General features: G+C 71.0%; 20 protein-coding genes. 11 read left to right on the top strand and 9 right to left on the bottom strand.

The window, feature by feature from the left end; translation table 11 throughout:
• Positions 1-71 precede the first annotated feature (71 nt).
• The gene (locus ABZ463_RS34405) at positions 72-1,010 is read right to left on the bottom strand and encodes a DJ-1/PfpI family protein (RefSeq protein ID WP_362782697.1); all 939 of its coding nucleotides are present in this window, start codon (positions 1,008-1,010) and stop codon (positions 72-74) included.
• A 101-nt stretch (positions 1,011-1,111) separates the two neighbouring features.
• On the opposite strand from ABZ463_RS34405, the gene ABZ463_RS34400 reads away from it, so the two are divergent.
• The gene (locus tag ABZ463_RS34400) at positions 1,112-1,753 is read left to right on the top strand and encodes an HD domain-containing protein (RefSeq protein WP_352012314.1); all 642 of its coding nucleotides are present in this window, start codon (positions 1,112-1,114) and stop codon (positions 1,751-1,753) included.
• On the opposite strand, the gene ABZ463_RS34395 is transcribed toward ABZ463_RS34400, so the two are convergent.
• Complete coding sequence (locus tag ABZ463_RS34395; RefSeq protein ID WP_362782695.1) at positions 1,754-2,494, bottom strand: TetR/AcrR family transcriptional regulator; 741 nt, start codon at positions 2,492-2,494, stop codon at positions 1,754-1,756. It lies immediately after the preceding gene.
• Between the two features lie 30 nt (positions 2,495-2,524).
• On the opposite strand from ABZ463_RS34395, the gene ABZ463_RS34390 reads away from it, so the two are divergent.
• Entirely contained in the window at positions 2,525-3,739 is a 1,215-nt protein-coding gene (locus tag ABZ463_RS34390; RefSeq protein ID WP_352012316.1) for an FAD-dependent monooxygenase, read from the top strand.
• Positions 3,740-3,796: 57 nt separating this feature from the next.
• Here the strand turns inward: ABZ463_RS34390 and ABZ463_RS34385 are convergent, their stop codons facing one another.
• On the bottom strand, positions 3,797-4,645 hold the full coding sequence (locus ABZ463_RS34385; protein ID WP_362782692.1) for an NAD(P)H-binding protein: 849 nt from the start codon (positions 4,643-4,645) through the stop codon (positions 3,797-3,799).
• A 110-nt stretch (positions 4,646-4,755) separates the two neighbouring features.
• On the opposite strand from ABZ463_RS34385, the gene ABZ463_RS34380 reads away from it, so the two are divergent.
• The 6 genes from ABZ463_RS34380 (at position 4,756) to ABZ463_RS34355 (ending at position 10,807) form a co-directional block, all read left to right on the top strand.
• Positions 4,756-5,739, top strand: a complete 984-nt coding sequence (locus ABZ463_RS34380) for an AsnC family transcriptional regulator (RefSeq protein ID WP_362782688.1) — start codon at positions 4,756-4,758, stop codon at positions 5,737-5,739.
• A gap of 107 nt (positions 5,740-5,846) precedes the next feature.
• Positions 5,847-6,503, top strand: a complete 657-nt coding sequence (locus tag ABZ463_RS34375) for a HEAT repeat domain-containing protein (RefSeq protein ID WP_362782685.1) — start codon at positions 5,847-5,849, stop codon at positions 6,501-6,503.
• Between the two features lie 6 nt (positions 6,504-6,509).
• Positions 6,510-7,523, top strand: a complete 1,014-nt coding sequence (locus ABZ463_RS34370) for a HEAT repeat domain-containing protein (RefSeq protein ID WP_362782682.1) — start codon at positions 6,510-6,512, stop codon at positions 7,521-7,523.
• A gap of 92 nt (positions 7,524-7,615) precedes the next feature.
• Complete coding sequence (locus ABZ463_RS34365) at positions 7,616-8,386, top strand: hypothetical protein (RefSeq protein ID WP_352012321.1); 771 nt, start codon at positions 7,616-7,618, stop codon at positions 8,384-8,386.
• A 3-nt stretch (positions 8,387-8,389) separates the two neighbouring features.
• Complete coding sequence (locus tag ABZ463_RS34360) at positions 8,390-8,743, top strand: hypothetical protein (protein ID WP_362782678.1); 354 nt, start codon at positions 8,390-8,392, stop codon at positions 8,741-8,743.
• Positions 8,744-8,995: 252 nt separating this feature from the next.
• On the top strand, positions 8,996-10,807 hold the full coding sequence (locus ABZ463_RS34355; protein WP_362782675.1) for a cellulose binding domain-containing protein: 1,812 nt from the start codon (positions 8,996-8,998) through the stop codon (positions 10,805-10,807).
• Positions 10,808-10,987: 180 nt separating this feature from the next.
• Here the strand turns inward: ABZ463_RS34355 and ABZ463_RS34350 are convergent, their stop codons facing one another.
• Together ABZ463_RS34350 and ABZ463_RS34345 are read right to left on the bottom strand one after the other, a co-directional pair.
• The gene (locus ABZ463_RS34350; RefSeq protein ID WP_362782673.1) at positions 10,988-11,545 is read right to left on the bottom strand and encodes an NAD(P)H-dependent oxidoreductase; all 558 of its coding nucleotides are present in this window, start codon (positions 11,543-11,545) and stop codon (positions 10,988-10,990) included.
• A complete protein-coding gene (locus ABZ463_RS34345) occupies positions 11,542-13,161 on the bottom strand; it encodes a zinc-binding dehydrogenase (protein ID WP_362782670.1) in 1,620 nt (539 codons plus the stop codon). Before ABZ463_RS34345 ends, ABZ463_RS34350 begins: the two co-directional genes overlap by 4 nt.
• Before the next feature lie 89 nt (positions 13,162-13,250).
• On the opposite strand from ABZ463_RS34345, the gene ABZ463_RS34340 reads away from it, so the two are divergent.
• Together ABZ463_RS34340 and ABZ463_RS34335 are read left to right on the top strand one after the other, a co-directional pair.
• Positions 13,251-14,207, top strand: a complete 957-nt coding sequence (locus ABZ463_RS34340) for an AraC family transcriptional regulator (protein WP_362782668.1) — start codon at positions 13,251-13,253, stop codon at positions 14,205-14,207.
• 249 nt (positions 14,208-14,456) lie between these two features.
• On the top strand, positions 14,457-14,702 hold the full coding sequence (locus ABZ463_RS34335; protein ID WP_362782666.1) for a hypothetical protein: 246 nt from the start codon (positions 14,457-14,459) through the stop codon (positions 14,700-14,702).
• 234 nt (positions 14,703-14,936) lie between these two features.
• Here the strand turns inward: ABZ463_RS34335 and ABZ463_RS34330 are convergent, their stop codons facing one another.
• Complete coding sequence (locus ABZ463_RS34330; RefSeq protein WP_362782663.1) at positions 14,937-15,521, bottom strand: helix-turn-helix domain-containing protein; 585 nt, start codon at positions 15,519-15,521, stop codon at positions 14,937-14,939.
• A 66-nt stretch (positions 15,522-15,587) separates the two neighbouring features.
• Here ABZ463_RS34330 and ABZ463_RS34325 point away from each other — a divergent pair, with 66 nt between their 5' ends.
• Complete coding sequence (locus ABZ463_RS34325) at positions 15,588-16,772, top strand: FAD-dependent monooxygenase (protein ID WP_362782660.1); 1,185 nt, start codon at positions 15,588-15,590, stop codon at positions 16,770-16,772.
• Between the two features lie 7 nt (positions 16,773-16,779).
• Here the strand turns inward: ABZ463_RS34325 and ABZ463_RS34320 are convergent, their stop codons facing one another.
• The 3 genes from ABZ463_RS34320 to ABZ463_RS34310 all read right to left on the bottom strand — a co-directional run bounded on the left by ABZ463_RS34320 (position 16,780) and on the right by ABZ463_RS34310 (position 21,589).
• A complete protein-coding gene (locus ABZ463_RS34320; protein WP_362782657.1) occupies positions 16,780-17,997 on the bottom strand; it encodes a cytochrome P450 in 1,218 nt (405 codons plus the stop codon).
• Positions 17,998-18,040: 43 nt separating this feature from the next.
• The gene (locus tag ABZ463_RS34315) at positions 18,041-19,561 is read right to left on the bottom strand and encodes an MFS transporter (RefSeq protein ID WP_362782654.1); all 1,521 of its coding nucleotides are present in this window, start codon (positions 19,559-19,561) and stop codon (positions 18,041-18,043) included.
• Positions 19,562-19,690: 129 nt separating this feature from the next.
• Positions 19,691-21,589 carry an asparagine synthase-related protein gene (locus ABZ463_RS34310; protein WP_362782651.1) on the bottom strand — a complete coding sequence of 633 codons (1,899 nt, stop codon included), beginning with the start codon at positions 21,587-21,589 and terminating at the stop codon, positions 19,691-19,693.
• Positions 21,590-21,737 lie beyond the last annotated feature (148 nt).

Below are 21,737 nucleotides of genomic sequence, written 5' to 3'. Positions count from 1 at the left end.
TGTGGATTTCCTGTCCCTCACCGTTACGACGGCGTGGCCGCTTCGAATGTCAGGTCGATGTCAGGTCGATGTCAGGTCGTGGTGCCGAAACGTCTGCGGTACTCGGTGGGCGTGGTGCCCAGGTGGCGGGCGAAGGTGCGGCGCAGGGTCTCGTCGCTGCCGAGACCGCTGTGCCGTGCCGCCGAGGTGATGCTGTGCCCGTCGAGGAGGAGCTGCTGGGCGCGGTCGAGACGGACACGTTCGACCCAGCGGGCCGGAGTCGTGTCCAGCTCCGCCTGGAACAGCCGGGTCAGGTGCCGGGTGCTGACCGACGCGGAGGCGGCCATGGCGGGCAGGCTGTGGTCTGCCGCCGGGTCGGCGAGTACGGAGGCGGTCAGTGAGCGCAGCAGGTCGCCGCGTGCCGGTGGGGTCGCCAGCGCCGTGGAGAACTGTGACTGGCCGCCCGGGCGCTGCATGAACACGACCAGTTCACGGGCGATGTCCCGGGCCGCGCCCGCTCCGTGGTCGTGTTCCACCAGCGCGAGGGCCAGGTCGATGCCCGCGCTGATCCCCGCGGAGGTGACGTAACGGCCGTCCCGGATGTGCAGGGCGTCCGGTTCGACGCGCACGAGGGGGTGGCGGCGGGCGAGAGCCCGCGCGTGCCGCCAGTGGGTGGTCGCCCTTCGGCCGTCGAGCAGGCCGAGCGCCGCCAGGACGAAGGCGCCGCTGCAGACCGAGGCGACCCGTGCCGCCCGATCGGCGAGGTCGGCGACCGTCGTCAGCAGTTCGTCCTCGGGGCCCCGCTCCGCGAGGTGGTCGGCTCCGGCGACCACGACCGTGTCGACGGGCCCGGCGTCGGCCGCCGTCGTCGTCGCGGCCAGCGTCGGTCCGGAGGCCGTCCGGACGTCGCCGCCGTGGGGGGAGACCAGGACCGAGGTGTACCGGCCCGCCTGGTGCAGCACCTCCAGGGGGCCGCTGACGTCGAGCAGGGTCACACCGTCGAACACCACGAAGGCCACTCGATGCGTCATGTCGGAATCTGTGGTTCACATGGCCGTATGGACATGGTGTCAGGGTATGGCACCGGGTGAATCTGGAGGAGTCAACCGATCGAGGGTGAGGAGAGGCAGTCATGACGGGTGAATCGATCGCGGGTGTACGGATCCCGGACAGCGCCCTGGCGCGTGAGGCGACCGAACTGGTGCGTGAGGCCGCCTCCCCCCTGCTGTTCGACCACTCCCGGCGGGTGTTCCTGTTCGGGGCGCTACGCGGCCGGGAGCAGGGGCTGGACTTCGATCCGGAGCTGCTGTACGTGGGGGCCATGTTCCACGACCTGGGGCTGACCGAGCGCTTCCGCCGTACCGACCAGCGTTTCGAGATCGACGGCGCCGACGAGGCCCGCCGCTTCCTGAACGCCCACGGTGTCACCGGAGAGCCTGCCGACCGGGTCTGGACGGGGATCGCCCTGCACACCACCCCGGAGATCCCGCTGCACATGGCGCCCGAGGTGGCCCTGATCACCCGTGGCGTGGAGCTGGACGTTCTGGGCATCGGCTATCACGCGGTCTCCGACGAGCAGCGCGAGGCCGTGGTCGCGGCCCACCCCCGGCCAGACTTCAAGAACCGGATTCTCGCCGCCTTCACCGAGGGCGTCAAGGACCGTCCGGAGACGACCTTCGGCAACGTCAAGGCCGACGTACTGGCCCACTACGTTCCCGGCTTCCGGCGCGGTGACTTCGTCGAGGTCATCAAGGACTCCGACTGGCCCGAGTAGTCATCCGCCCGTGGCGCGGATCAGCGCGGCCACGCCGTCCAGGATCCGGGCGAGCCCGAACCGGTAGTCCAGCCGCCGCTCGTCCGCCGGGGTCTCCGCGGGGTAGTCGTAGGCGCCCGCGTCGACGGCGGCGCGCAGCGCGGGGAAGCGCCGCCCGTCGACCAGGCCGCCGAGCAGGTCGCTGTAGGCGGCGATCGACTCGCCCGAGGCGGCCTGTCCGAGGTCGGCGCTCAGCCGCGCCACGGTGTGCATGTGGCTGGCGACCAGCAGGGCGACCCCCACCTTGTCGGCCTCGCTCAGCCCGGTGTCCTTCAACGCCCCCAGGGCACGGTCGGTCCACGCAAGCTGGTTGGGGGTGATCGGTGGCCCGGTGATCGGCAGGCGCACGATCCAGGGGTGGGTGTGCAGCATCTCCCACTGCGCGCGGCACCAGCGCTCCAGGCCGGGGCGCCAGCCGCCACAGGGCTCGTCCAGTTCGGCGGGCAGCGCCGCGACGTGGTCGAGCATCAGCAGCAGCAGCTCGTTCTTGCTCCTGACGTACCGGTAGATCGACATCGTGGTGAAGCCGAGCCGTTCGGCGACCCGCGCCATCGACACGGCGTCGAGGCCGTCGGCGTCGGCCAGCTCCACCGCCGCCTGGACGACGCGGGACAGGGTCAGCCGGCTTCTCCGCTCCGGTTCGGGCTCGTCGAACCGGGCCCACAGCGCGCTGAGACCCGCGGGCAGCTCTTCTTCCTTCACCCGCGAAGTGTATGACATAGATTTATGTGTATGACATACACGTCACTGATCGTGGGCGGCGGCATCGCGGGCACACTGAGCGCGATCGCTCTCCGTAAGGCGGGCATCGAGCCGGTCGTCTACGAGGCCTACGAGCACGGCGCCGACAACGTGGGCGCATTCCTGACACTCGCGGTGAACGCGCTCGCCGCGTTACGCACCCTCGGCGTGGACGTCGGCGAGATCGGCTTCGAGACGCCGAGGATGACCCTCACCAGCGGCTCCGGCAGGAAACTCGGCGAGCTCCGGTACGGCGAACCCCTGCCGGACGGCACCGTCAGCAGGACCGTCAAGCGAGCCGACCTCTACCGCCTGCTCCGCGAGCACGCCGTACGGCAGGGCGTGCGGATCGAGTACGGCAGGCGGCTCGTGGACGCCCACGGCGGGGGAGGCGGGGTGCTGGCGAGGTTCGCCGACGGCGGCACGGCCGAAGGAGACCTGCTGATCGGCGCGGACGGCCTGTGGTCGCGTACCCGCAAGATCATCGACCCGGCCGCCCCCGGCGTCCGCTACTCCGGGCTGCTCAACACCGGTGGCTACGCGCGCGGTGTCCGGACCGGCGCCGAGCCGGGGGTGATGAGCGCGATCTTCGGCAGGCACTGCTTCTTCGTGCACCTCACCCATCCGAGCGGGGAGGTCTGGTGGGCGGCGAACCCGGCCAGGAAGGCCGAGCCGACCCGCGCCGAGCTGGACGCGATCGACCCACAGGAGTGGCGGGCCCATCTGGTCGAGTTGTTCCGGCGCGACGCCGGTCCCGCCGCCGACCTCGTCGCGGCCTCCGACGAGATCTTCCCCGCCTGGAAGACCTACGACGTCCCCTCCGTGCCCCGGTGGCACCGCGACCGGATGATCGTCATCGGGGACGCCGCCCACGCCACCGCCCCCTCGATCGGGCAGGGCGCTGCCATGGCCATCGAGGACACCGTCGTCCTGGCCAAGTGCCTGCGCGACAGCCCCGGCGTCACCACCGCCTTCACCGCCTACGAACGGCTCCGGCGCGAGCGCGTGGAACGGGTCGTCGACCAGGGCAACCGCACCGGAGGCTGGAAGGGGCTCGGGCCCCTGGCGCGCATACCGCGTGACCTCGTCATGGCCGCGGGGATGAGATTCATGGCCCGCAGGGGCGCGGATCCGAGTCGCTGGATCTACGACTACCGCATCGACTGGGACGAACCGGTCCGCACCGGTGACCGGCCTGTTTCGTAGTGTGTGACGGCACCGGGGGCGGTCACCGGTTCGGCGTGTTCGATCCGAGGTGGTCGCTCATCGGAAGGACTCACGGTGGTCGTGTGCCCACTGCCGGAAGTCGTACGGCGGGCGCCCGGTGAGGTCCTCGACGGTCGAGGTGACCAGGGACGAGGCCGAGCGCTTCTCGGCCGCCGCCAGCAGCGCGTCCACCAGGGCGGGCGGACGGCCGTCGGCGAGCATCCGCGCCCGCGCGTCCGGTACGGGGACCTCCTCGAAGCGGAGTTCACGGCCGATCGCCGTGCCGATCGCCCGGACCTGCTCGGGACGGCTGATCACCCGGGGCCCGGTCAGCAGGTGGGTCGCGCCCCGGTGGGCGTCGTCGGTGAGCGCGCGGGCGGCGACGGCCGCGATGTCACGCGGGTCGATGACCGCCGTGGCCGCGGTGAGCGGGCCGTGCACCACCCCGGTGGCGCGGATCTGGTCGGCCCAGCCCAGGGTGTTGCTGGCGATCGTGTCCGCCCGCAGGACGGTCCGGGGCAGGCCGGACCTCTCGATCAGGCCCTCCATGTCGGTGTGCAGCCTGAAGATGGGGTCGTCCTGCTCCTCGGGCCGGCCGTCCACGCCGATCGACGACAGGTAGACCACCCGCCGGGCGTGCCCGCCGATCGCCTCCAGCACCGCGGGCGCGCCCTGGGTCGTGAGGAAGGGCCAGATCAGGAAGACCGTCCCGACCCCGGTCAGCGCCTCGTCCAGCCCGCCGGGCGCGTCGAGGCTCCCGGGCACGACGCCGACGCCGTCGGGCACCCGGACCGACGCGGCCTCCTGCGGGAGCACCAGGGCGCGGACGCCGGGGGCGCCCGTCGCGCTCAACCGGGTGAGCACGTGCCGTCCGACGTTTCCCGTGGCCCCTGTCACCAGAATCATCGCCTCGTCCTTTCGTCTCGGTACCCGACGAACTCTGCGGCGCGAACGAACCGCCGGACCACTCAGAAGCCGATTGACGGCCCGAATCCGACATCAACTAGCTTTCAGTGGTGGAAATCGACGTTGCGGACGAGCTGGACCGGCGGCTGATCCACGCGCTCCAGCTCGACCCGCGAGCCCCGTTCAGCCGGATCGCCGAGGTGCTGGGGGTCTCCGACCAGACGGTGGCACGTCGTTACCGGCGGTTGCGGTCGGCCGATCTGCTCAGGGTCGTGGCGGTTCCGCCCGCCGACTTCCACGCGCACGGACGTTTGCTGCTGCGGTTGCGCTGTGTCCCGGGAGCGGCGGACGGGGTCGCCTCCGCGCTGGCCCGGCGCCCGGACACGGCCTGGGTGCAGGTCGTCTCCGGCGGCACCGAGGTGCAGTGCATCACCCGTGCGCGGATGCCCGGTGACGGCGAGCGACTCCTGGAACGCCTGCCCCGCGGCGGACGGGTGGTGGACCTCACCGCCTACTCGCTGCTGCACACCTTCTACGGCTCGCCCGGAGGCGTCCGGCTGCTGAACGCCCTCACCCCGCAGGAGGCCGGCCGGCTCGGTCCCGGGCCCGACGCGGTGACCGGCTCCGGCCTTCCCCACTGCGACGCCGACGACCTTCGCCTGCTGAACGTCCTGGCCTACGACGGCCGTACCGGACTGGCCGAGCTCGCGGCGGCCACCGGCTGGTCACCGTCGACCGTCCGGCGGCGGATGGACGACCTCCAGACCCAGGGGGCGCTCCACTTCTACACCGAGTTCGACGTCGCCTACCTCGGCTATCGCGCGGGGACGCGACTGTGGGCCTCGGTCCCGCCCGCCGAGTTGACCGCCGCCGGAGAGGCTCTGGCCTCCCATCCCGAGGTGGTCTTCGCCGCCGCCACCACCGGGCCGACCAACCTGGCCGCCACGGTGATCTGCACCGACGCCCACGACACCTTCCGGTACCTCACCCAGCGCCTGGCGGCCCTGCCCGCCATCACCCATGTGGAGACGACCCCGATCGTCCAGACCCGCAAACGCCTCGGCCGTCTCCTGCGGCCCACCCTCGACGGCTGAGGCCTGCGCCGACGACCGGTTCGTACGGCCGGGCGAACGGGATTCCGGATCCCGCTTGACCTTCACACGGTGACAAGGTCTTCACTGCTGCCGAGGAGGTGGTCCCGATGACCATTCAGGAACAGGACGCGGTTCTTCGAGGACTGGAGGACGGCCGCGAGTCCGTACGGCTGCGGGCCGCGATGGCGATCGGCACGACCCCCGACCCGCTGTTCGTCGGCAGGCTCGTCGAGCGATGCGCGATCGAGCCCGAATTCTACGTGCGCGATATGCTGACCTGGGCACTTACCCGCCACCCGGCATCGGTGACGATTCCGGCGCTGCTCAAGGAACTCCACTCCGAGCGCGCGCAGGCACGGAGCCAGGCGCTGCACACGCTGTCCAAGATCGGCGATCGGCGGACATGGCCGGCGATCACCCAGGCGCTGCTGACCGACTCCGACGACGAGGTGGCGCGAAGCGCCTGGCGGGCGGCGGTCATACTCGTGCCCGAAGGGGAGGAGGCCGGGTTGGCCGCGGTGCTGGCGACACAGCTCGGGCGTGGCGGACGCCAGACGCAGCTGAGCCTCAGCCGGGCGCTGGTCGCGCTCGGTGAGGCGATCGTGCCGGCCCTGCGCGCCGCGGCGACGGACCCCAGGCCGCGCGTGCGCGCGCACGCGATCGCCACGGAACGGCTGTTGAACGACCCGGAAACCGGATTCGAGTTCGCGATCGAGGAGGCCAAGCGCGTCGTAGCCCTCGGCCCGACCGGCAGGGAGGAGTGACAGGCGGTGTTGATCGGTGATGTGGCACGACGGTCGGGGGTCAGCGCCCGCATGCTCAGGCACTACGACTCGCTCGGCCTGGTACGGCCGACGGGCCGTAGCGGCGCCGGCTACCGGGAGTACTCAAGCGAGGACGTCCGCCGGATCTTCCACATCGAGAGTCTTCGCTCTCTGGGCTTGTCGTTGCGTGACGTCGGGCGCGCGCTCGACGATCCCGACTTCACGCCCTCGGACCTCGTCGACGACCTCATCCGCCAGACGCGGGAACGCATCGCGGCCGAGACCGAGCTGCTCACGCGACTGCGTCAGATCGACGCCGTGGAGCCCGCGGACTGGGAGGAGGTCCTCCAGGTCGTCGCGCTCCTGCAGGCGCTGGGCTCGAAGAGCGCGGGCAGGCGGCAGCGCGCGGCCCTGTCCTCGGTGTCCTCGGTCGAGGAGGTCGCGGTGCCGGTCGAGGCACTGGTCGAGGCGGCGCTGAGCGAAAGGGACCCCCACGTCGCCGGAGCCCTCCGCTGGGCTCTGGCGCAGTCGGGCGACGACGGTCTGGCGCTGCTGGCGGAGGGCTTCGGCTCGCCGGTGGCGGAGGTGCGCGAACGTGCCGTCCAGTCCGTCGCCGAGATCCAGAACGACAAGGCGACCACGCTGTTGAGAGAGGCTCTCACCAGCCCCGACGGCGTGGTCCGCAGGCGCGCGGCGCTGGCGCTCGGGGCGCGTGGGGTGGCCGCCGCGATCCCCGCGCTCATCGACGTCGTCGTCGAGGGGACGAACGACGTCGACGCGGCCGACGCCCTGGGGGCGCTGGCGAGCCGTCCCGCGCTGGCGGACCGGATCGCCACCGGGCTCGTCGATCGCCTCACCCACAGCGCCGCCGGACCGTCCGTACGCCTGCGGCTGGCCCAGGCACTCGCGGACGTCCCGGGAACCACGGCGTCAAAAGCCCTCACGGATCTGTCTCACGACGAGGACCGCGCCGTCGCGCTCACCGCGACATACATCCTCGGCATACGCGACGCCCGATGACGGTCCGCCCCCAGGGCTGTACGCGTATCGTCCGAGACTCCGGCCAGCCCGGCCCAGTCTAGAATGACGGGTTCGGCCTATATGGTCGCGGCATGAGTTCCTCCTCCTCGAATGTCTTAGGTCCGTGGTCGGAACAACTGACCGGTGCCTTTGAGATCCTGCTCGGCCGTCCGTTGGCGGGTTTCGACGCCGACGCCGTCTACGCGACGTTCTTCGGCGGCGACCTCGTCAACGAGCTCGGCTTCACGCGGGACTCCATCTGGATGAGCCCGGCCGTCCTCCGCGGTGCTGAGCCGGTTGTCTGGGACTGCCCGGTCTTCGACCTGGAGGAGCCGCTGCTGGAGTTCGACGCAAGCCGGTCGGTCTTCGAGTTCGACAAGGCGGGGCTTCCGCCGGAGTTCGAGACGGACCTCGCGGCGGCGTGTTTCTCCGGCCGTCTCGTCCTGGGTGGTGACCTGGCTCCTGTGTTGGCGCGACACGGCCTCTCCGCGTCCGATCTGCGCGGCACCTGGACCGTCTGCTACCCGCGGCTGGTCTCGGACGGCACACTCTTTGACGCGATGCGGGTCGCCACCGCGCTCGGCACGGGCCCTGAAAGCCTCCTTCCCCTTGAGGCGGAGGCTGCCGAGGAGTGGCGGGAGGCGCTGGCCGACCGCACGTCGCCCGAGCTGTTCGCCCACTTGAGCTTCTTCTGCACCGAGGGCGAGGAGGGGCTGATGTACCTGCGAACCGAACGGTCGGGCGGTGACCTGCTCGCCGACGAGGGCTGCACGCTGATCGCCAACTGGGAGGAGGGCCAGGGTCAGGTCGAGTTCGCGGTCGTCCAGGTCGGCGAGCTCCTGGGCGGCACCGCGACATCCTGAGGCGTGCACGGCAGGCGGTACGACGCCGTCTGCCGTCGGCCTTCGGAATGCGGCGCAAGGCTGAGCCGCCTGCTCAAGCGCACCGGCCTGGCCCCGGAGGCACGCAGCCACCTCCTCGCCGCCTACGCCGAAGAACTGGTCGGCGAGGACGACCCCACCGCCCTGGCGGCGGCCCGCGAGGCGCTCGACCTCGCCACCTCACCTCGCCTGCGGGCTGCGGCCATCCAGGTCCTTATCCGCGGCCACCGCGGCCTGCCCGAACGCGACGACCTCTGCCGCGAACTGGTGGCGATCGGCACCGAACACGACCTGCCCGTCTATCGCGTCATCGGGCCGCCGAGGCCCCGGTGGCAATGAGGAAATTCCCAACGAAGCACCGCCTGACCTGCGCTAACGAAGGTGTCGTAAGCCGGGTTTCGGCTTCCGCCGCCTGACGTGCGGTCTCCAGCGGACGCGACCCGTTTCCGCCGTATTCCGGTGGCACCTCAAGACGAGCATGAATCGGTGGACACGCGGGCGACGCCGGACGTTCAACAACTGCCTTGCTCGCCGGGTTTCAAGATCAGTTAGTGTCCACGGAGGCAAGATCCCTCCGGAAGGAAAAACCCTTTGCCTCTCGCATGGAAGCGCAGACTGACCCTGGCCTGCGCCGCACTCACCCTGCCCCTGACAGCGACGGCGGTTCCCGCCCAAGCGGAGGCGGCGGGTCTGGCACCACTCCTCGAAGTCGGCCCGACGGCCGTCGGAGGAGACCACTACATCGTGGTCGTCAAGGAGTCGGCGACCCTGTCCGGGGAGTTACGCGCGTCGCTGGAGCGTGACGCGGTCGTCGAAGGCGGCCAGATCACCCACCGCTACGCCAAGGCCATCGCCGGTTTCGCCGCCGTCCTGCCTGACGACGCCCTCGACGCGGTCCGTGCCAACCCGGCCGTGGCCTACGTCGAGCCCGACTCGGCGATCAGTGGCCAGACGGTCCAGCCCAACCCGCCGAGTTGGGGTATCGACCGCGTCGAGCAGCACAACCTGCCGCTGGACAACAGCTTCACCTACACCACGACCGGTGCGGGCAGCACGACGTTCATCGTGGACAGCGGCATCCGTACCACGCACACCGAGTTCGGCGGGCGGGCGTCCTTCGGCGCCAACTTCGTCGAGGACGGCAGGACCGACGACTGCCACGGTCACGGCACGCACGTGGCGGGCACGGTCGGCGGCGCCACCTACGGCATGGCCAAGGCGGTCAACCTGGTGGCCGTGCGCGTGCTCAACTGCGCCAACAGCGGCCTGACCAGCGACCTGGTGGCGGCCATGGACTGGGTCGCGCTCAACCACCCGGCGCGCTCGGTGGCCAACTTCAGCCTCCAGGGCTACGGCACGGCCGCCAACGACGCCGCCGAGGGTCTGATCGACTCTGGCGTCCAGACCGTGTTCATCGCCAACAACTACAACACTGACGCCTGCACCAACGCGCCGCGCTCGCCGCGTGGAATCGTGGTCGGGGCGACGGACATCACCGACCAGAAGGCGACGTTCTCCTCCTACGGCACCTGCGTGGACGTGTTCGCGCCCGGGGTCTCCATCACCTCCTCGGTCAACACCGACGACAACGCCTCGGGCTCCTGGTCCGGCACGTCCATGGCCGCCCCGCACGTGACCGGCTGGGTCGCCCGCTACCTCCAGGACAACCCGACGGCGACGATGGCCGACACCAAGGCCGCACTCATCAGCAGTTCCACCAAGAACGTGCTGACCAACATCGGCGACGGCTCGCCCAACCGGCTGCTGTACGCCGAGCCCGGTACCACCCCGGTGGAGGATGTCCCGCCGAGCACGCCGGGGACCCCGGTGGCGAGCAACCTGACCTCCCGCACGGTCACGCTCACCTGGACCGCCTCCACCGACAACGTCGGCGTCATCGGCTACGACCTGTTCACCGGCTCGGGCCAGCCCGTCGGCACCTACCCCAGCGCCGGCGCGGCGCTCACCGGCCTCAGCCCGAACACCACCTACACCTACTACGTACGGGCCCGTGACGACGCGGGCAACGTCTCGGACCCGTCCGGCACGGTCAGCCTGACCACCCCGGCCGATCCGGGCGTCGGCGCATGCAAGGTGACCTACAACCTGGCCTCGGAGTGGTCCAACGGCTTCAACGCCGACATCACCTACACCAACACCAGCCTGAACACGGTCACCGGCTGGACCATCGCCTGGTCCTTCTCGGCCGGCCAGCACGTGAACAGCGGCTGGAACGCCGTCTGGAGCCAGAACGGCGTCAACGTGACGGCCGACAACCTGACCTGGAACAAGACCGTGGCTCCCGGCGAGTCCGTCTCGGTTGGGATCAGCGGCAGTCATACCGGCACCAACCCGGCGCCGACCGCCTTCACCGTGAACGGCTCGACCTGCACGGTGGGCTGACGGCACGGCAGTGAACGAGGGAGGCGGCGGGCCACGGTGCGCGCCGCCTCCTGCCGTGTGCGGGGTCAGGGCAGCGGCCTGCCAAGCCTCAGCCGAGGTTCTGACGCCCGAGATGTCGAGCTGCTTCTGTCACGACCCGGCGGAGGCGGCTCCCGATTCGCCGTACGACGTTGGACGGGGTCACGCCCTGAGCGGTCGCAGCGCCGTACTCCAGGAGACGACCTGGTCGAGCAGCCTGCCCAGGGCGTCCTCCTGGTGCGCGGCGGGTTTGAAGGTGGTGAAGTTCTCGAAGTCGGTGTGCAACAGCAGCTCCACGCCCACCTGGACATCGGCCACCTTGACCTGACCGAGCACCTGCCGCAGGTGCTCGGCGGCCCGCACGCCGCCGCTGACGCCGTAGCCGACCACCCCCGCGGCCTTGTCGTGCCATTCGGCGAACAGGAAGTCGATGGCGGTCTTGAGCGCTCCGGTGATCGAGTGGTTGTACTCGGGTGTCACGAAGACGAAGCCGTCGAGGTTCGCGACGGTCTCGGACCACTTCTTGGTGTGCGGGTGTTCGTACACCCCGGTGGCCGCGGCGAGAGGTTCGTCCAGATGGGGCAGGTCGTAGTCCTTCAGGTCGACCAGTTCGTAATGCGCGTCGCCACGTCTGACCGCGTGGTCGTGGACCCAGCGGGCCACGGCCTCGCCGTTGCGTCCCGGACGCGTGCTGCCGACGATGATGCCAATCTTGATCATTTACCCACCTTCAATACGATTTTTCCGCGAATAAGGCCGCGCTCTGCTTCGTGGTGCAGAGCAGCCAGGGAATCCAGCGGGCGAACGTCCACCGTGACGTCCACCACGCCCTCGTCGATCAGCGCCACGAGTTCGGCCAGCTGGCCCGGGTCGTTGCGGGCCACGAACCGGACGGCGCGCGGGTGCTCGATCGGCCGGGTGATCGAGACGAACTCCTCGGCCAGCTCCGTCACCGAGGCGGGCACGTCGGCCACCAGGTTGATCAGCACGTCGTTACCGCCCGGCAGGGGAGTGGTGGTGTAGTCGACGACCTCGTCGGCGCCCAGCGCCCGCACGGCGGCGGCGCTGCGCGGACCGGCGGTCGCCACCACGTACGCGCCCGCGTGCTTGGCCAGCTGCACGGCGAACAGCCCGACGCCGCCGCCCGCCCCGTTGATCAGCACCCGGCTGCCGCGACCGATGCGGGCGTGCTCGAAGACCGCCTGCCACGCGGTGAGCCCGGCCACCGGCACGGCCGCCGCGTCCGCCAGTGGAATCCGCCGCGGTGCCTTGGCCAGCGCGTCCGCCTTCGCGACCGCGTACTCGGCGGCCGCCCCGCCGATGAGCCCGATCACCCGGTCGCCGGGGGTGAGGTCACCGGCCCCGACGACCACGGTGCCCGCGACGTCCCAGCCGAACGTGTGCGGAAGCGTGACATCGAGCACGTCCCGCAGCAGGCCCGTTCGCAGGCCGACCTCCGACAGGTTGAACGACGTGGCGGCCACCCTGACGAGCACCTCGCCCGGCCCCGGCCTCGGCACCGGCACCTCCTCCAGCGAGATCACCGAGGCGTCGCCGTACTCATGGATGCGGGCGGCCCGCATGGTGCCGAGGAAGTCGGCGGCGTGCTCGCTCGCCCACGTCTCGAAGGTGCTCGCGGGCACTCCGGTGACCTTCTCCACGGTGTCGGTGGCCGGGCCCGGCTCGGCCAGGCCGCGCAGCATGCCGTCCACGGCGGGAGCGGGCCATCCGAGCCCGAGCAACCGCAGCCTGGCCTCCTCCGGAGGCTCCTCCTCCCAGCGCACCGGCAGGCCGATCGCGTCACCGATCGCCCGCGTCTGTTCCCGCTGGGTCAGCGGCCGGGGCCCGGTCAGTGTGTGGACCACGCCGTGGTGCCCCCCGCCGAGCAGCGCGCGCACCGCGACGGCCGCCACGTCCCGCTCGTGGACGGGAGAGAAGGCCACATCACCGTACGGCTGCCGCACGACGCCCGCCCGAACCTGCGCGGCCCACCGCAGGGCGTTGGCCGCGAAGGCGTGCGGGCGCAGCACCGTCCACTCCCGGGCGGTCCCGGCGATCTGGCGCTCGATCTCGACCTCGTGCGGGCGCGCGGCGGCCGAGGACAGGTAGACCACCCGCCGCGCTCCGATCAGTTCCAGCACCTCGCGGGCGCCCTCCGCCGAGGCGAACGGCCACAGCAGGAACACCGCGTCGACGCCGTCGAGGGCCGCCCCCAACGCGACTGGATCGGTCAGCTCCCTCGTCACCGTGCGGACGTCGGCGCCCGCGTCTTCGAGTTGGTTCACCAGAGGGCGGCCGATCGTGCCGGTCGCCCCGCTGACCAGTACTTTTGTCACGCCGTCAACGATATGAGCCACAGTCGAGACAGCCAATGCGCCTCTGTCTATGTTTAATACGCGATCGTCTTCGGCATTAGACTCATGTCATGGACGTGCTGAGCGACGTGGTCGCCTTCATGCGCTTGGGTGTGCCCCGCTCGGCGCGTGTCGAGTGGCCGGCCCGGTGGGGACGGCGGTTCCCGTCTGCGCCCGGCTCGGCGGGCTTCCAGGTGGTGCTGCGGGGCTCGTGCTGGGTGATCCCGCCGGAGGGGGAGCCGGTTCCGGTCGCGACGGGGGACGTGCTGTTCTTCCCCCACGGGCACGGCTACGCGCTGGCCGACTCGCCCGCGACCCCCGTCGAGGAGCCCGACTGCGACCCCTACGCCGAGACCGAGCTGTTCTCTTCGGCCTCCGTCGAGGGCGCCGGGCCCGTCACCGTGACGCTCTGCGGTGGCTACCGGCTGGACTCCAGCCGGGCGCACCCGCTGCTCAGCGGGCTGCCCGAGATGATTCACCTGCCCGCCAGGCTGGGACGCGACACCGAGCTGCGCGCCGCCGTCGAGCTGCTGGGCAAGGAGATCGAGAGCCCTCGGCCAGGCGCGGACCTGGTGGTGTCGGCGCTGCTGGACATGCTGTTGCTGTACATCCTGCGGGCCTGGTTCGACGCCTCGACGGAGCACTGCGCGGTCGACAGCTGGGCCGCCGCGCTGGCCGACCCGGCCGTCGGTGCCGCGCTCGACGGCATCCATCGCGACCCCTCCCACCCGTGGACGGTCGAGTCACTGGGCCGTCGTGCCGGACTGTCCCGTGCGGCGTTCTCCAGCCGGTTCACCCGGTTCGTCGGGCAACCACCGCTGACCTACCTGACCTGGTGGCGGCTGGGTACGGCCGCGCGCATGCTGCGTGACTCCGACGCCGCGCTGAGCGAGATCGCCCCCGCAGTCGGCTACGGCTCGGAGTTCGCCTTCGCCAACGCCTTCAAACGCGAATACGGTATGGCCCCCGGCAGATACCGCCGCCTGGGCTGTCCTCCGGACCGGACGACGACAGCCCCGCAACCCTGAGCGGGGCCTGAGGAACGGCGGAGCGGAAAACCCGTCGTACCTGGTAGGCCAGAAGCAGCGGTGCCTCGCCTGCGATCGGTTCCGCTGTCATGCCCTCGGATCGAGGAGGACCCTGCCGATCGGGCGGTCCTCGACGACCCGGCGCTGCGCCTCGGCGGCCTGCTCCAGCGGGTTCCTCCTCAAAAACGCCTCCGGAGCCCAACTGGCCGAAGCCGTACCCCGCAGCAGTACCCGAACCGCTATCGCGAGGTGTCCCCAACCTCTGACATTCGCGCCGGCCTGCCCCGCACCCTGCTCGTGGTCGGGGACCGCGACCGCGGCGCCCGCCCCGAAACCGTCACCGGCTTCGGCGACGCGCTCAGGAAGAAGGGCGTCCATGTCGAGGCCGAGGAACTGCCCTTCGCCGAGCACGCCTTCGACGACGCGTACGGCAGCATCACCTCCCAGACCAGCCGACGGATCCTGCTCGATTCCCTCATCAAGGACACACGCTAGGACCTGCCTGCCAGCCGAACCCCACCAAGGTCGGATCGTTGCCCACCCAGGCCATAAACACCCCCCGAACGGCGCAAACCCCAGTTCAGACGCGTCAGAACGACCATCCGCACCACACCGGCTCCACCAGGACCGCCAACGCGACCATTCGTTCCGATGCGATGCCGGCATATCCGCCGTCCAGGTCCGCCGCGGCACGTCGCGATCCAGAGATCCGCGCCAGTCCCTGGTTCGTCAGTCCCCGGTTCGTTCCGAACGCGGGCGGAGGCCGTCCAGCAGGACGGTGAGATAAGCGTCGGCGAGGTCCTGGGAGGGGGGCCGGGTGCGAGCGACCGCCAGGGCTGTCTGGCCGATCAGAGTCGTGGTGACGACAGGGTCGATGTCGGTGCGAACCGTACCCTCACGGCGTGCCCCGTCGATCATTTCCTCGACGGCCCGGACGAGGTCGGCGCGCAGTGCCGTGGTGGCGGGCAACTCCAGGCCGCCCAACTGGTCGTTGACGGCGTGATGCGCCGCCTGGAAGGCGATCAGTTCACGCAGGAAGACCCGCAGGGCCCGCGTGGGCGTGGTCTCGGCGAGCAGGTCACGGGCGCGTCGCACCACCGGTTCGAGCAGGCGTGACACGGCGGCGTCCAGCAACGCGTCCTTGCCACCGAAGGCGCGCACCACGGTCGCCGCCCCCAGGTCCGCCTTCCTGGCGATGGCCTCGACGGTGAGGGACGCGCCGGGTTCGGCCATCAGGGCGGTGGCGGCGTCCAGGGCGAGCTGACGGTTGCGGACGGCGTCGGCTCGGCGTCGGGATCCAGCGGGCGTTGACAAATGGAATGCCCCTTCCACATAATAAATGGAACATGCATTTCATTTATTCTAGCGCGGAGGAGTCCTGTGAACGAACGCATCCTGATCTCCGGTGCGAGCATCGCCGGCCTGACCCTGGCCCACTGGCTGGCCCGGTACGGCTTCAGACCCACCGTGGTCGAGCGCGCCCCGGCACCGCGCTCCGGCGGCAACGGGGTCGACGTGCGCGGCAACGCCACCGAGGTGGCCGAGCGGATGGGCATCCTGTCGCGGATCCACGAGTTCGCCACCGACGTCCGCGGCATGAAGTTCGTCGACGCCGCCGATCGGGCCGTCGCCCGGATCGACACCAGGGACCCGGCCTCCATCGAGATCATGCGCGGTGACCTGGTGACCCTGCTGCACGAGGTGACCGATGTGGAGATCCTGTTCGGTGACTCCATCCTCGGCCTGGAACAGGACGACGACGGCGTGTCGGTCACCTTCGAGCACGCCCCAGCCCGTCGCTTCGACCTCGTCGTCGGCGCCGACGGAATGCACTCCAACGTCCGCAGGCTCGTCTTCGGGCCCGAAGAGCGGTTCGTCCAGTTCAAGCACCACTACTTCGCCTTCGCCGACACCGACGCCTCCCTTGGGGAGAACCGCTGGGTGACGATGTTCAACACGCCGGGCAGGATGACCGGGATCTACCGATCCGGCAACCACCCCCAGGCCAAGGCGTACTTCATGTTCCGCTCCGCGCCGCTACGGTACGACCACCGGGACGTCGCCGAACACAAGCGTCTGATCAGCGAGGCGTTCGGGCGAGAGTCGTCCTGGCGGACCAGGGAACTGCTCGACGCGGCCCTCGCCGACCCCGACTTCTACTTCGACGCCCTGGGCCAGGTGCGGATGAACTCCTGGTCCTACGGCCGTGTCGCCCTCGTCGGCGACGCCGCCTGGTGTGCCTCTCCCGTCTCGGGCGCGGGTGCGGAACTCGCCCTGGTCGGGGCCCATCTCCTCGCCGGGGAACTCGCCGCGTCGGGCGGCGACCACCGTGTCGCCTTCGCCCGCTACGACACGGCCCACCGCCCGCTGGTCGACGCGAAGCAGCGGATCGGCCCCAACGTCCGCCTCATGGTGCCCAGGACCGAAGGCGGCCGGTGCGTCCGCGACGTCGTCGCCCGCCTGCCGCTGATGAAGGTCATCGGCGCCGTTGAGCGCCGGGCACAGGCCAGGAACGCCCGCCCCCTGCCGGAATACGCCCTTGGGCGACGCGGGAACGGCGCCTGAACCGTCCTCACCAGGTGACGGGCAGGTCGCGGACTCCGTAGAAGACCGCGTCGGGTTTGAAAGTCAGCTCCTGTGGCGGTACGGCCAGCGCCAGCGTGGGAACACGCCGGAACAGGGTGCCGAAGACGACCTGGAGCTCCACACGGGCCAGCGACTGGCCCAGGCACTGGTGGGCGCCGTAGCCGAAGGCGACGTGATGGCGGGCGTCGCGGTGGACGTCGAGCACGTCGGGATCGGCGAAGACGGCGGGGTCGCGGTTGGCGGTGCTCTTCACCGCGATGACGCCCTCGCCCCGGCGAATCAGCCGCCCGCCGATCACAAGGTCCTCGCGGGCGACACGACGGGCCTCGGTGTGGGTGATGGACAGATAACGCAGGAGTTCCTCGACGACGCCCGCCACCCGGGCGTGGTCGGCGCCGTCGCGGACCGCGCTCAGCTGCTCCGGATGTGTCAGCAGCGCCGCCGTACCCAGCGCGATCATGTTCGCGGTGGTGTCGTGCCCGGCCACCAGCAGGAGCTGCCCCAGTGTGGCGATCTCCTGCCGGGTCATGGCGCCGGTACGGTACTGCTCGACGGCAAGCCCGCTGAGCATGTCGTCGCCCGGCTCCGCGTTCTTCTCCTCCAGCAGTCTTTCGAGGTAGGCGTTCAGTTCCTCACTGGCGGTCAGGGCGTGGGCCGGGTCGCCCTCGTCCATGACGAGCTCACCGGCCACCCGCTGGAAGAAGCCACGGTCGGCGTAGGGCACGCCCAGCAGCTCACAGATCACCAGCGAGGGAACCGGAAGGGCGAACGCCTCCACCAGGTCGGCCGGGTTCGGCCCGGCGAGCAGGTCATCGACGAGACCGTCGACGATCCGCTGAATCGTGGGACGCAGCGCCTCCATCTTCCTGACCGTGAAGTCCGCGGTCAGCCGACGCCGGTGAACGATGTGCTCCGGCGCGTCCATCTGCATCAGCGTCTTCATCCGCGCGTCGCGTGCCTTGCTCACCGCGTTGGTGTGCGGAAAGCCGGGCTCGGCGACGTCGACGCTGACCCGCGGATCGGCGAGCAGCGCGCGTACGTCGGCGTGGCGGGTGACCATCCACGCGCCGCTGCCGTCCCAGAGCCGCACGCGTGAAACCGGACTCAGCTCGCCACGGCGGCTCAGCTCCGGAGGCAGATCAAAAGGGCAGCCCATCGCACGGGCCATCGGGAACATCGGCGTCTCGGACAGATCGTCGGGCATGGCGTCTCCATCGGGTCGTACACGGACATGGTCGAGCCGCGGTTCAGCTCGCATCGGTGGGCGGGACGGGTCGCGGAGCGGGCCGACCGGCCGGTGCCGAACGGCTGAGGCGAGCCGCCGTACGGGCGGTGACGGCGCCGACCGCGCAGACGGCCGCGCACCCGAACAGCACGTAGCGGGCCGAGTCGAGCACCGAGGCGCCGCCCAGGTTGACCAGGACTCCGGCGATCGCCGTACCGAACGCGATCGACAGGCTCGTCACCGTGGCGATCGCGGCCGCCGCCCGGCCGCCTTCCTCCGGATCCCTGGCGCTGGACATCACCGCCACCGACAGATGCGGATAGGCCAGCCCGATGCCGGCACCGGCGACGAACAACACCGGCACCCACACGAGGACCAGCCAGACCGGCGAGTCCTGCCGCTGTAGCAGCCCCTGGACGAGGAGACCGGACGCCAGCAACAGCGGGCCCGCGACACGCGACCGGAGAACCGTGCGGTCCTTGACCGCCGAGGAGCTGACGATCTGGGCCGCCGACCAGCCCAGCGAGATGGCCGCGCCGAAGAACCCGGCCGCGGCCGGGGCCAGCCCGCCCAGCCGCTGGCCGAACAGCGGCAGGAACGACTCGACCGCGACGCCGAAGGCCAGCAGCGCCAGGGTCAGATACAGCCACTTCAGCGGCGAACCCGGCCGGTAGGTGGTGCACGGGAAGACTCGTGGCCCACCGCGCCGCTCATGAGCGACGAACGCGACCACCAGCAGCAACGCGACCGCGACACCGACCGCCATGGCCAGGGGGCCGGACAACACCCCCGCCACGCTGACCGCGGTGGTGGCAGCCGTGACCAGCAGTAACGACACGACCGGGACCGGCGCCCCGGCTCCACCCCGCTCACCGGCGGGCAGCACCCGGTGCACGAACGAGGCGCACACCGCCGCGATCGCCGCCATCGTCACGAATGCCGGCCGCCACCCGCCGAACTGGGCGAACAGCCCGCCAAGCGCAGGGCCGACGAAGTTGCCCACGCCGTACATCGCCGACATCAGCGCGTTGCCGCGCGTCCACAACCGCCTCGGCAGGGCGGACCGGACAACGGCGAAACCCAGCCCGGACAGCAGCCCCGCCCCCAGTCCCTGAACACCGCGACCGGCCAGCAACACCGGCATCGCCGGGCTCACCGCGCAGGCCAGCGAACCCACCAGGAACACGGTGAAGCCGAGCAGGTAGGCACCGACGTTGCCCCAGCGGGTCAGGAGGCGGCTGACCGGCATCGTCGCGACCACCATCGCGACGAGGTAGACCGTCATGTTCCACGCGTAGAAGCCGGCGCCGCCGATCTCGGCCACCGCGGTCGGCAGCAGGCTTGAGGCCAGGTAGATGTTGACCGCGCCGACGAGCACCCCCGCAGCCGGCACGATCGCGGCACCGGCGTGCTCCGGGCCCAGCATTTCCCGCCACGAGGGCGGCACGTTCGTCACCCTCGTCCCACCGGGTACGGCACGCCCTACGGGGCCGTGACCGCCCAGGTCCTCGACGAGGGTTCGTTCTCTGTCGCAAACACTCATGACATCAAGGCTGTCGTTGAACGAATCCCGGAGACTTCCGTCCCCTGCCACCCGTTCCGGCCAGCGGACGACCCGCGGCGACCCTCAAACCAGGGGAGAACGCGAACGCCGGCCGGTCACGGCGACATGTCAAGCGACGTGCCCTGTCGCCGGTCGGCGGCCCGCCTGATCCGAGGCGCGCAGCCAGATCTCGCAGCCCAGCGTCTGTACGAGGGGATAGAGCGGATCGAGCCGGGGATGCGGACGCGACAGGAAGTCGCGCAGGACGGCGGCGTCGATCAGGCCAAGCCGGGCCAGCGCGCTGTCGCCGAACACCTCCAGCAGTTCTCCGCCGTGACGGCGCATCCCGGCGTACCACTCGGCGGCGTAATTGCCCTTGGTGGAGCGGCTCAGCAGCGGCTCGGGCACCACGGAGCGCATCGCCGCGGCCAGTACCGGCTTGTAGCGGCCCGGGGCGCCGCGCTGGTCGGTGCGGATCGACAGCACGGCGGTGATGACGGCGTCGTCCAGGATCGGAGCGGCGTGCGGCAGGCCTATGGCCGTGGCGGCCTGGTCGATCTGCCGGAGCCCGTCGCCGCCGAGGCGCGCGTTGTACAGGGTGGTGTGCTGGCCACGCAGCGGCGACAGCGGCTCCGGCCGCTGCGCGGCCAGTTGCCGGAGAAGGTCGCGTACGGCGTGCAGGGCGTGCTCGGTGGTCCAGCACGGCATCGGCGCGACCGGCCCCCAGCCGGGGGAGAACACCTCGACGGCGCTCCCGGGTGACACGCTCGTGACCGGGTTCTCGATGGCCAGGTCGGTGGCGAGGCGGTTCAGCCAGGTGGGGAAGTCGGTACGGTCGGCCAGCCGGGCCAGCCGCCGCCACAACGGCTGTCCGCCTCCGGCGGGCTGGGCGCGCAACCGCGTGAACGCCTGCCATGGCCGGGTCCGGAACAGGTCGTGCAGGTAGTGGGGGCGAGCGGCGAACAGTTCGTCACCACCGCCCCCGATGAGGTGCAGGCGCGATCCTTCGCCCGCCATCCGTTCGGCCACCTCGCGCATGAGTGCCCAGTCGCGGACCCATCCGTGCGGCTCGTCGGTCGGTGGGGGAGCGCCGTTCGCCTCGGCGAACCACAGCGGCAGCAGGCCGGGTTCGAAGACGAGGTGGCGCGCGGGTGGCAGCGCCGCGGCGGCCCTGCCCGCCCACGCTCTGTCGTCGTTGGCCGCGTCCAGGGGGGCGCGATGGGCGGTGACGAGCCGAGCGGGGCCGTCGGCGGCCAGGAAACACAGGCTGGTGGAGTCGAGGCCGCCGGACAGGTCCGCGCTGACGGTCCCACCCGTCGCGGTGCTGGAGCCGACGGCGGCGCGCAGTGCCTCGCGCACCAGCACGGCCCCCTCCTCGGCGCTCAGCACCGGCTCGGGCACCCGCCACCAGCACCGGCTCCGAACTCCGCCGTCACCGTCGATCAGCAGGCAGTCCCCAGGATCAAGGCGGTGCACACCGTGCCATATGGGCAGCTCGTACAGCCGGTACACCGGCACCGGCAGCAACCGCGCGGCCATGACGCGTTCGTCGATCCCGGCCCCGGCCGCGGCCGCGAGGACGTCGGCCCGGCTGCAGGCGACCGTGACACCGGCCAGACGCGTGTGGAAGACCTGCCGGACCGCCGAGGCGCTGCCCCGCACCCGCACCCGGCCGCCGATCGAGGCCACCAGGTGGAAACTGCCGGCCACGCCGTCCACCAGCCGCTCGACGTCGTCGACGTCCCGCACCCGGCCGAGCCTCCTGGTCAGCTCGTCCTGGCCGATCGCGCCGCGGCCGATGATCGCGGCCCGTGACCGCCCCGCGCTCGCCACCACGACGGTGTCCGGGCTCCAGCGACCCAGCAGCCACGGCCGGCCGGAGGCGTGGCGGATCGTCGTCGTGGCCCGCGAACCGATCATCCGTGCCGCGTCCAGCGCCGGCTCACCGTCGCCGAGGGCCGCGAACCACTCCTGAACCGGCACCGGCCGCCTCGTCTTCCTCCCGGACCCGGGCGTGGCGGGTTCCATGACAGTGGCCTCCTTCGACGGTGCCCCCGTGGACGGTGGGCGGAGGGCCATGAGGGCAGGCCCCAGTGAATCCTTCACCCACCTTCGATCCTTACGGAAGGTGCCGGACCGGATACTTTGGGCTACCTTGCATGGAGGCGAATGACGC

The organism is Streptosporangium sp. NPDC020145 (assembly GCF_040631275.1).
Taxonomy (GTDB): domain Bacteria; phylum Actinomycetota; class Actinomycetes; order Streptosporangiales; family Streptosporangiaceae; genus Streptosporangium.
The sequence above is the reverse complement of the archived record's forward strand: the minus strand, read 5'-3'. Positions and strand labels throughout refer to the sequence as shown.

What these genes read in the sequence shown, in the direction of transcription:
- ABZ463_RS34405 (WP_362782697.1), bottom strand. Translation starts at nt 1,010, where the DNA reads ATGACGCATCGAGTGGCCTTCGTGGTGTTCGACGGTGTGACCCTGCTC.
- ABZ463_RS34400 (WP_352012314.1), top strand. Translation starts at nt 1,112, where the DNA reads ATGACGGGTGAATCGATCGCGGGTGTACGGATCCCGGACAGCGCCCTG.
- ABZ463_RS34390 (WP_352012316.1), top strand. Translation starts at nt 2,525, where the DNA reads ATGACATACACGTCACTGATCGTGGGCGGCGGCATCGCGGGCACACTG.
- ABZ463_RS34385 (WP_362782692.1), bottom strand. Translation starts at nt 4,645, where the DNA reads ATGATTCTGGTGACAGGGGCCACGGGAAACGTCGGACGGCACGTGCTC.
- ABZ463_RS34375 (WP_362782685.1), top strand. Translation starts at nt 5,847, where the DNA reads ATGACCATTCAGGAACAGGACGCGGTTCTTCGAGGACTGGAGGACGGC.
- ABZ463_RS34365 (WP_352012321.1), top strand. Translation starts at nt 7,616, where the DNA reads ATGAGTTCCTCCTCCTCGAATGTCTTAGGTCCGTGGTCGGAACAACTG.
- ABZ463_RS34350 (WP_362782673.1), bottom strand. Translation starts at nt 11,545, where the DNA reads ATGATCAAGATTGGCATCATCGTCGGCAGCACGCGTCCGGGACGCAAC.
- ABZ463_RS34340 (WP_362782668.1), top strand. Translation starts at nt 13,251, where the DNA reads ATGGACGTGCTGAGCGACGTGGTCGCCTTCATGCGCTTGGGTGTGCCC.
- ABZ463_RS34320 (WP_362782657.1), bottom strand. Translation starts at nt 17,997, where the DNA reads ATGCCCGACGATCTGTCCGAGACGCCGATGTTCCCGATGGCCCGTGCG.
- ABZ463_RS34315 (WP_362782654.1), bottom strand. Translation starts at nt 19,561, where the DNA reads ATGAGTGTTTGCGACAGAGAACGAACCCTCGTCGAGGACCTGGGCGGT.
- ABZ463_RS34310 (WP_362782651.1), bottom strand. Translation starts at nt 21,589, where the DNA reads ATGGAACCCGCCACGCCCGGGTCCGGGAGGAAGACGAGGCGGCCGGTG.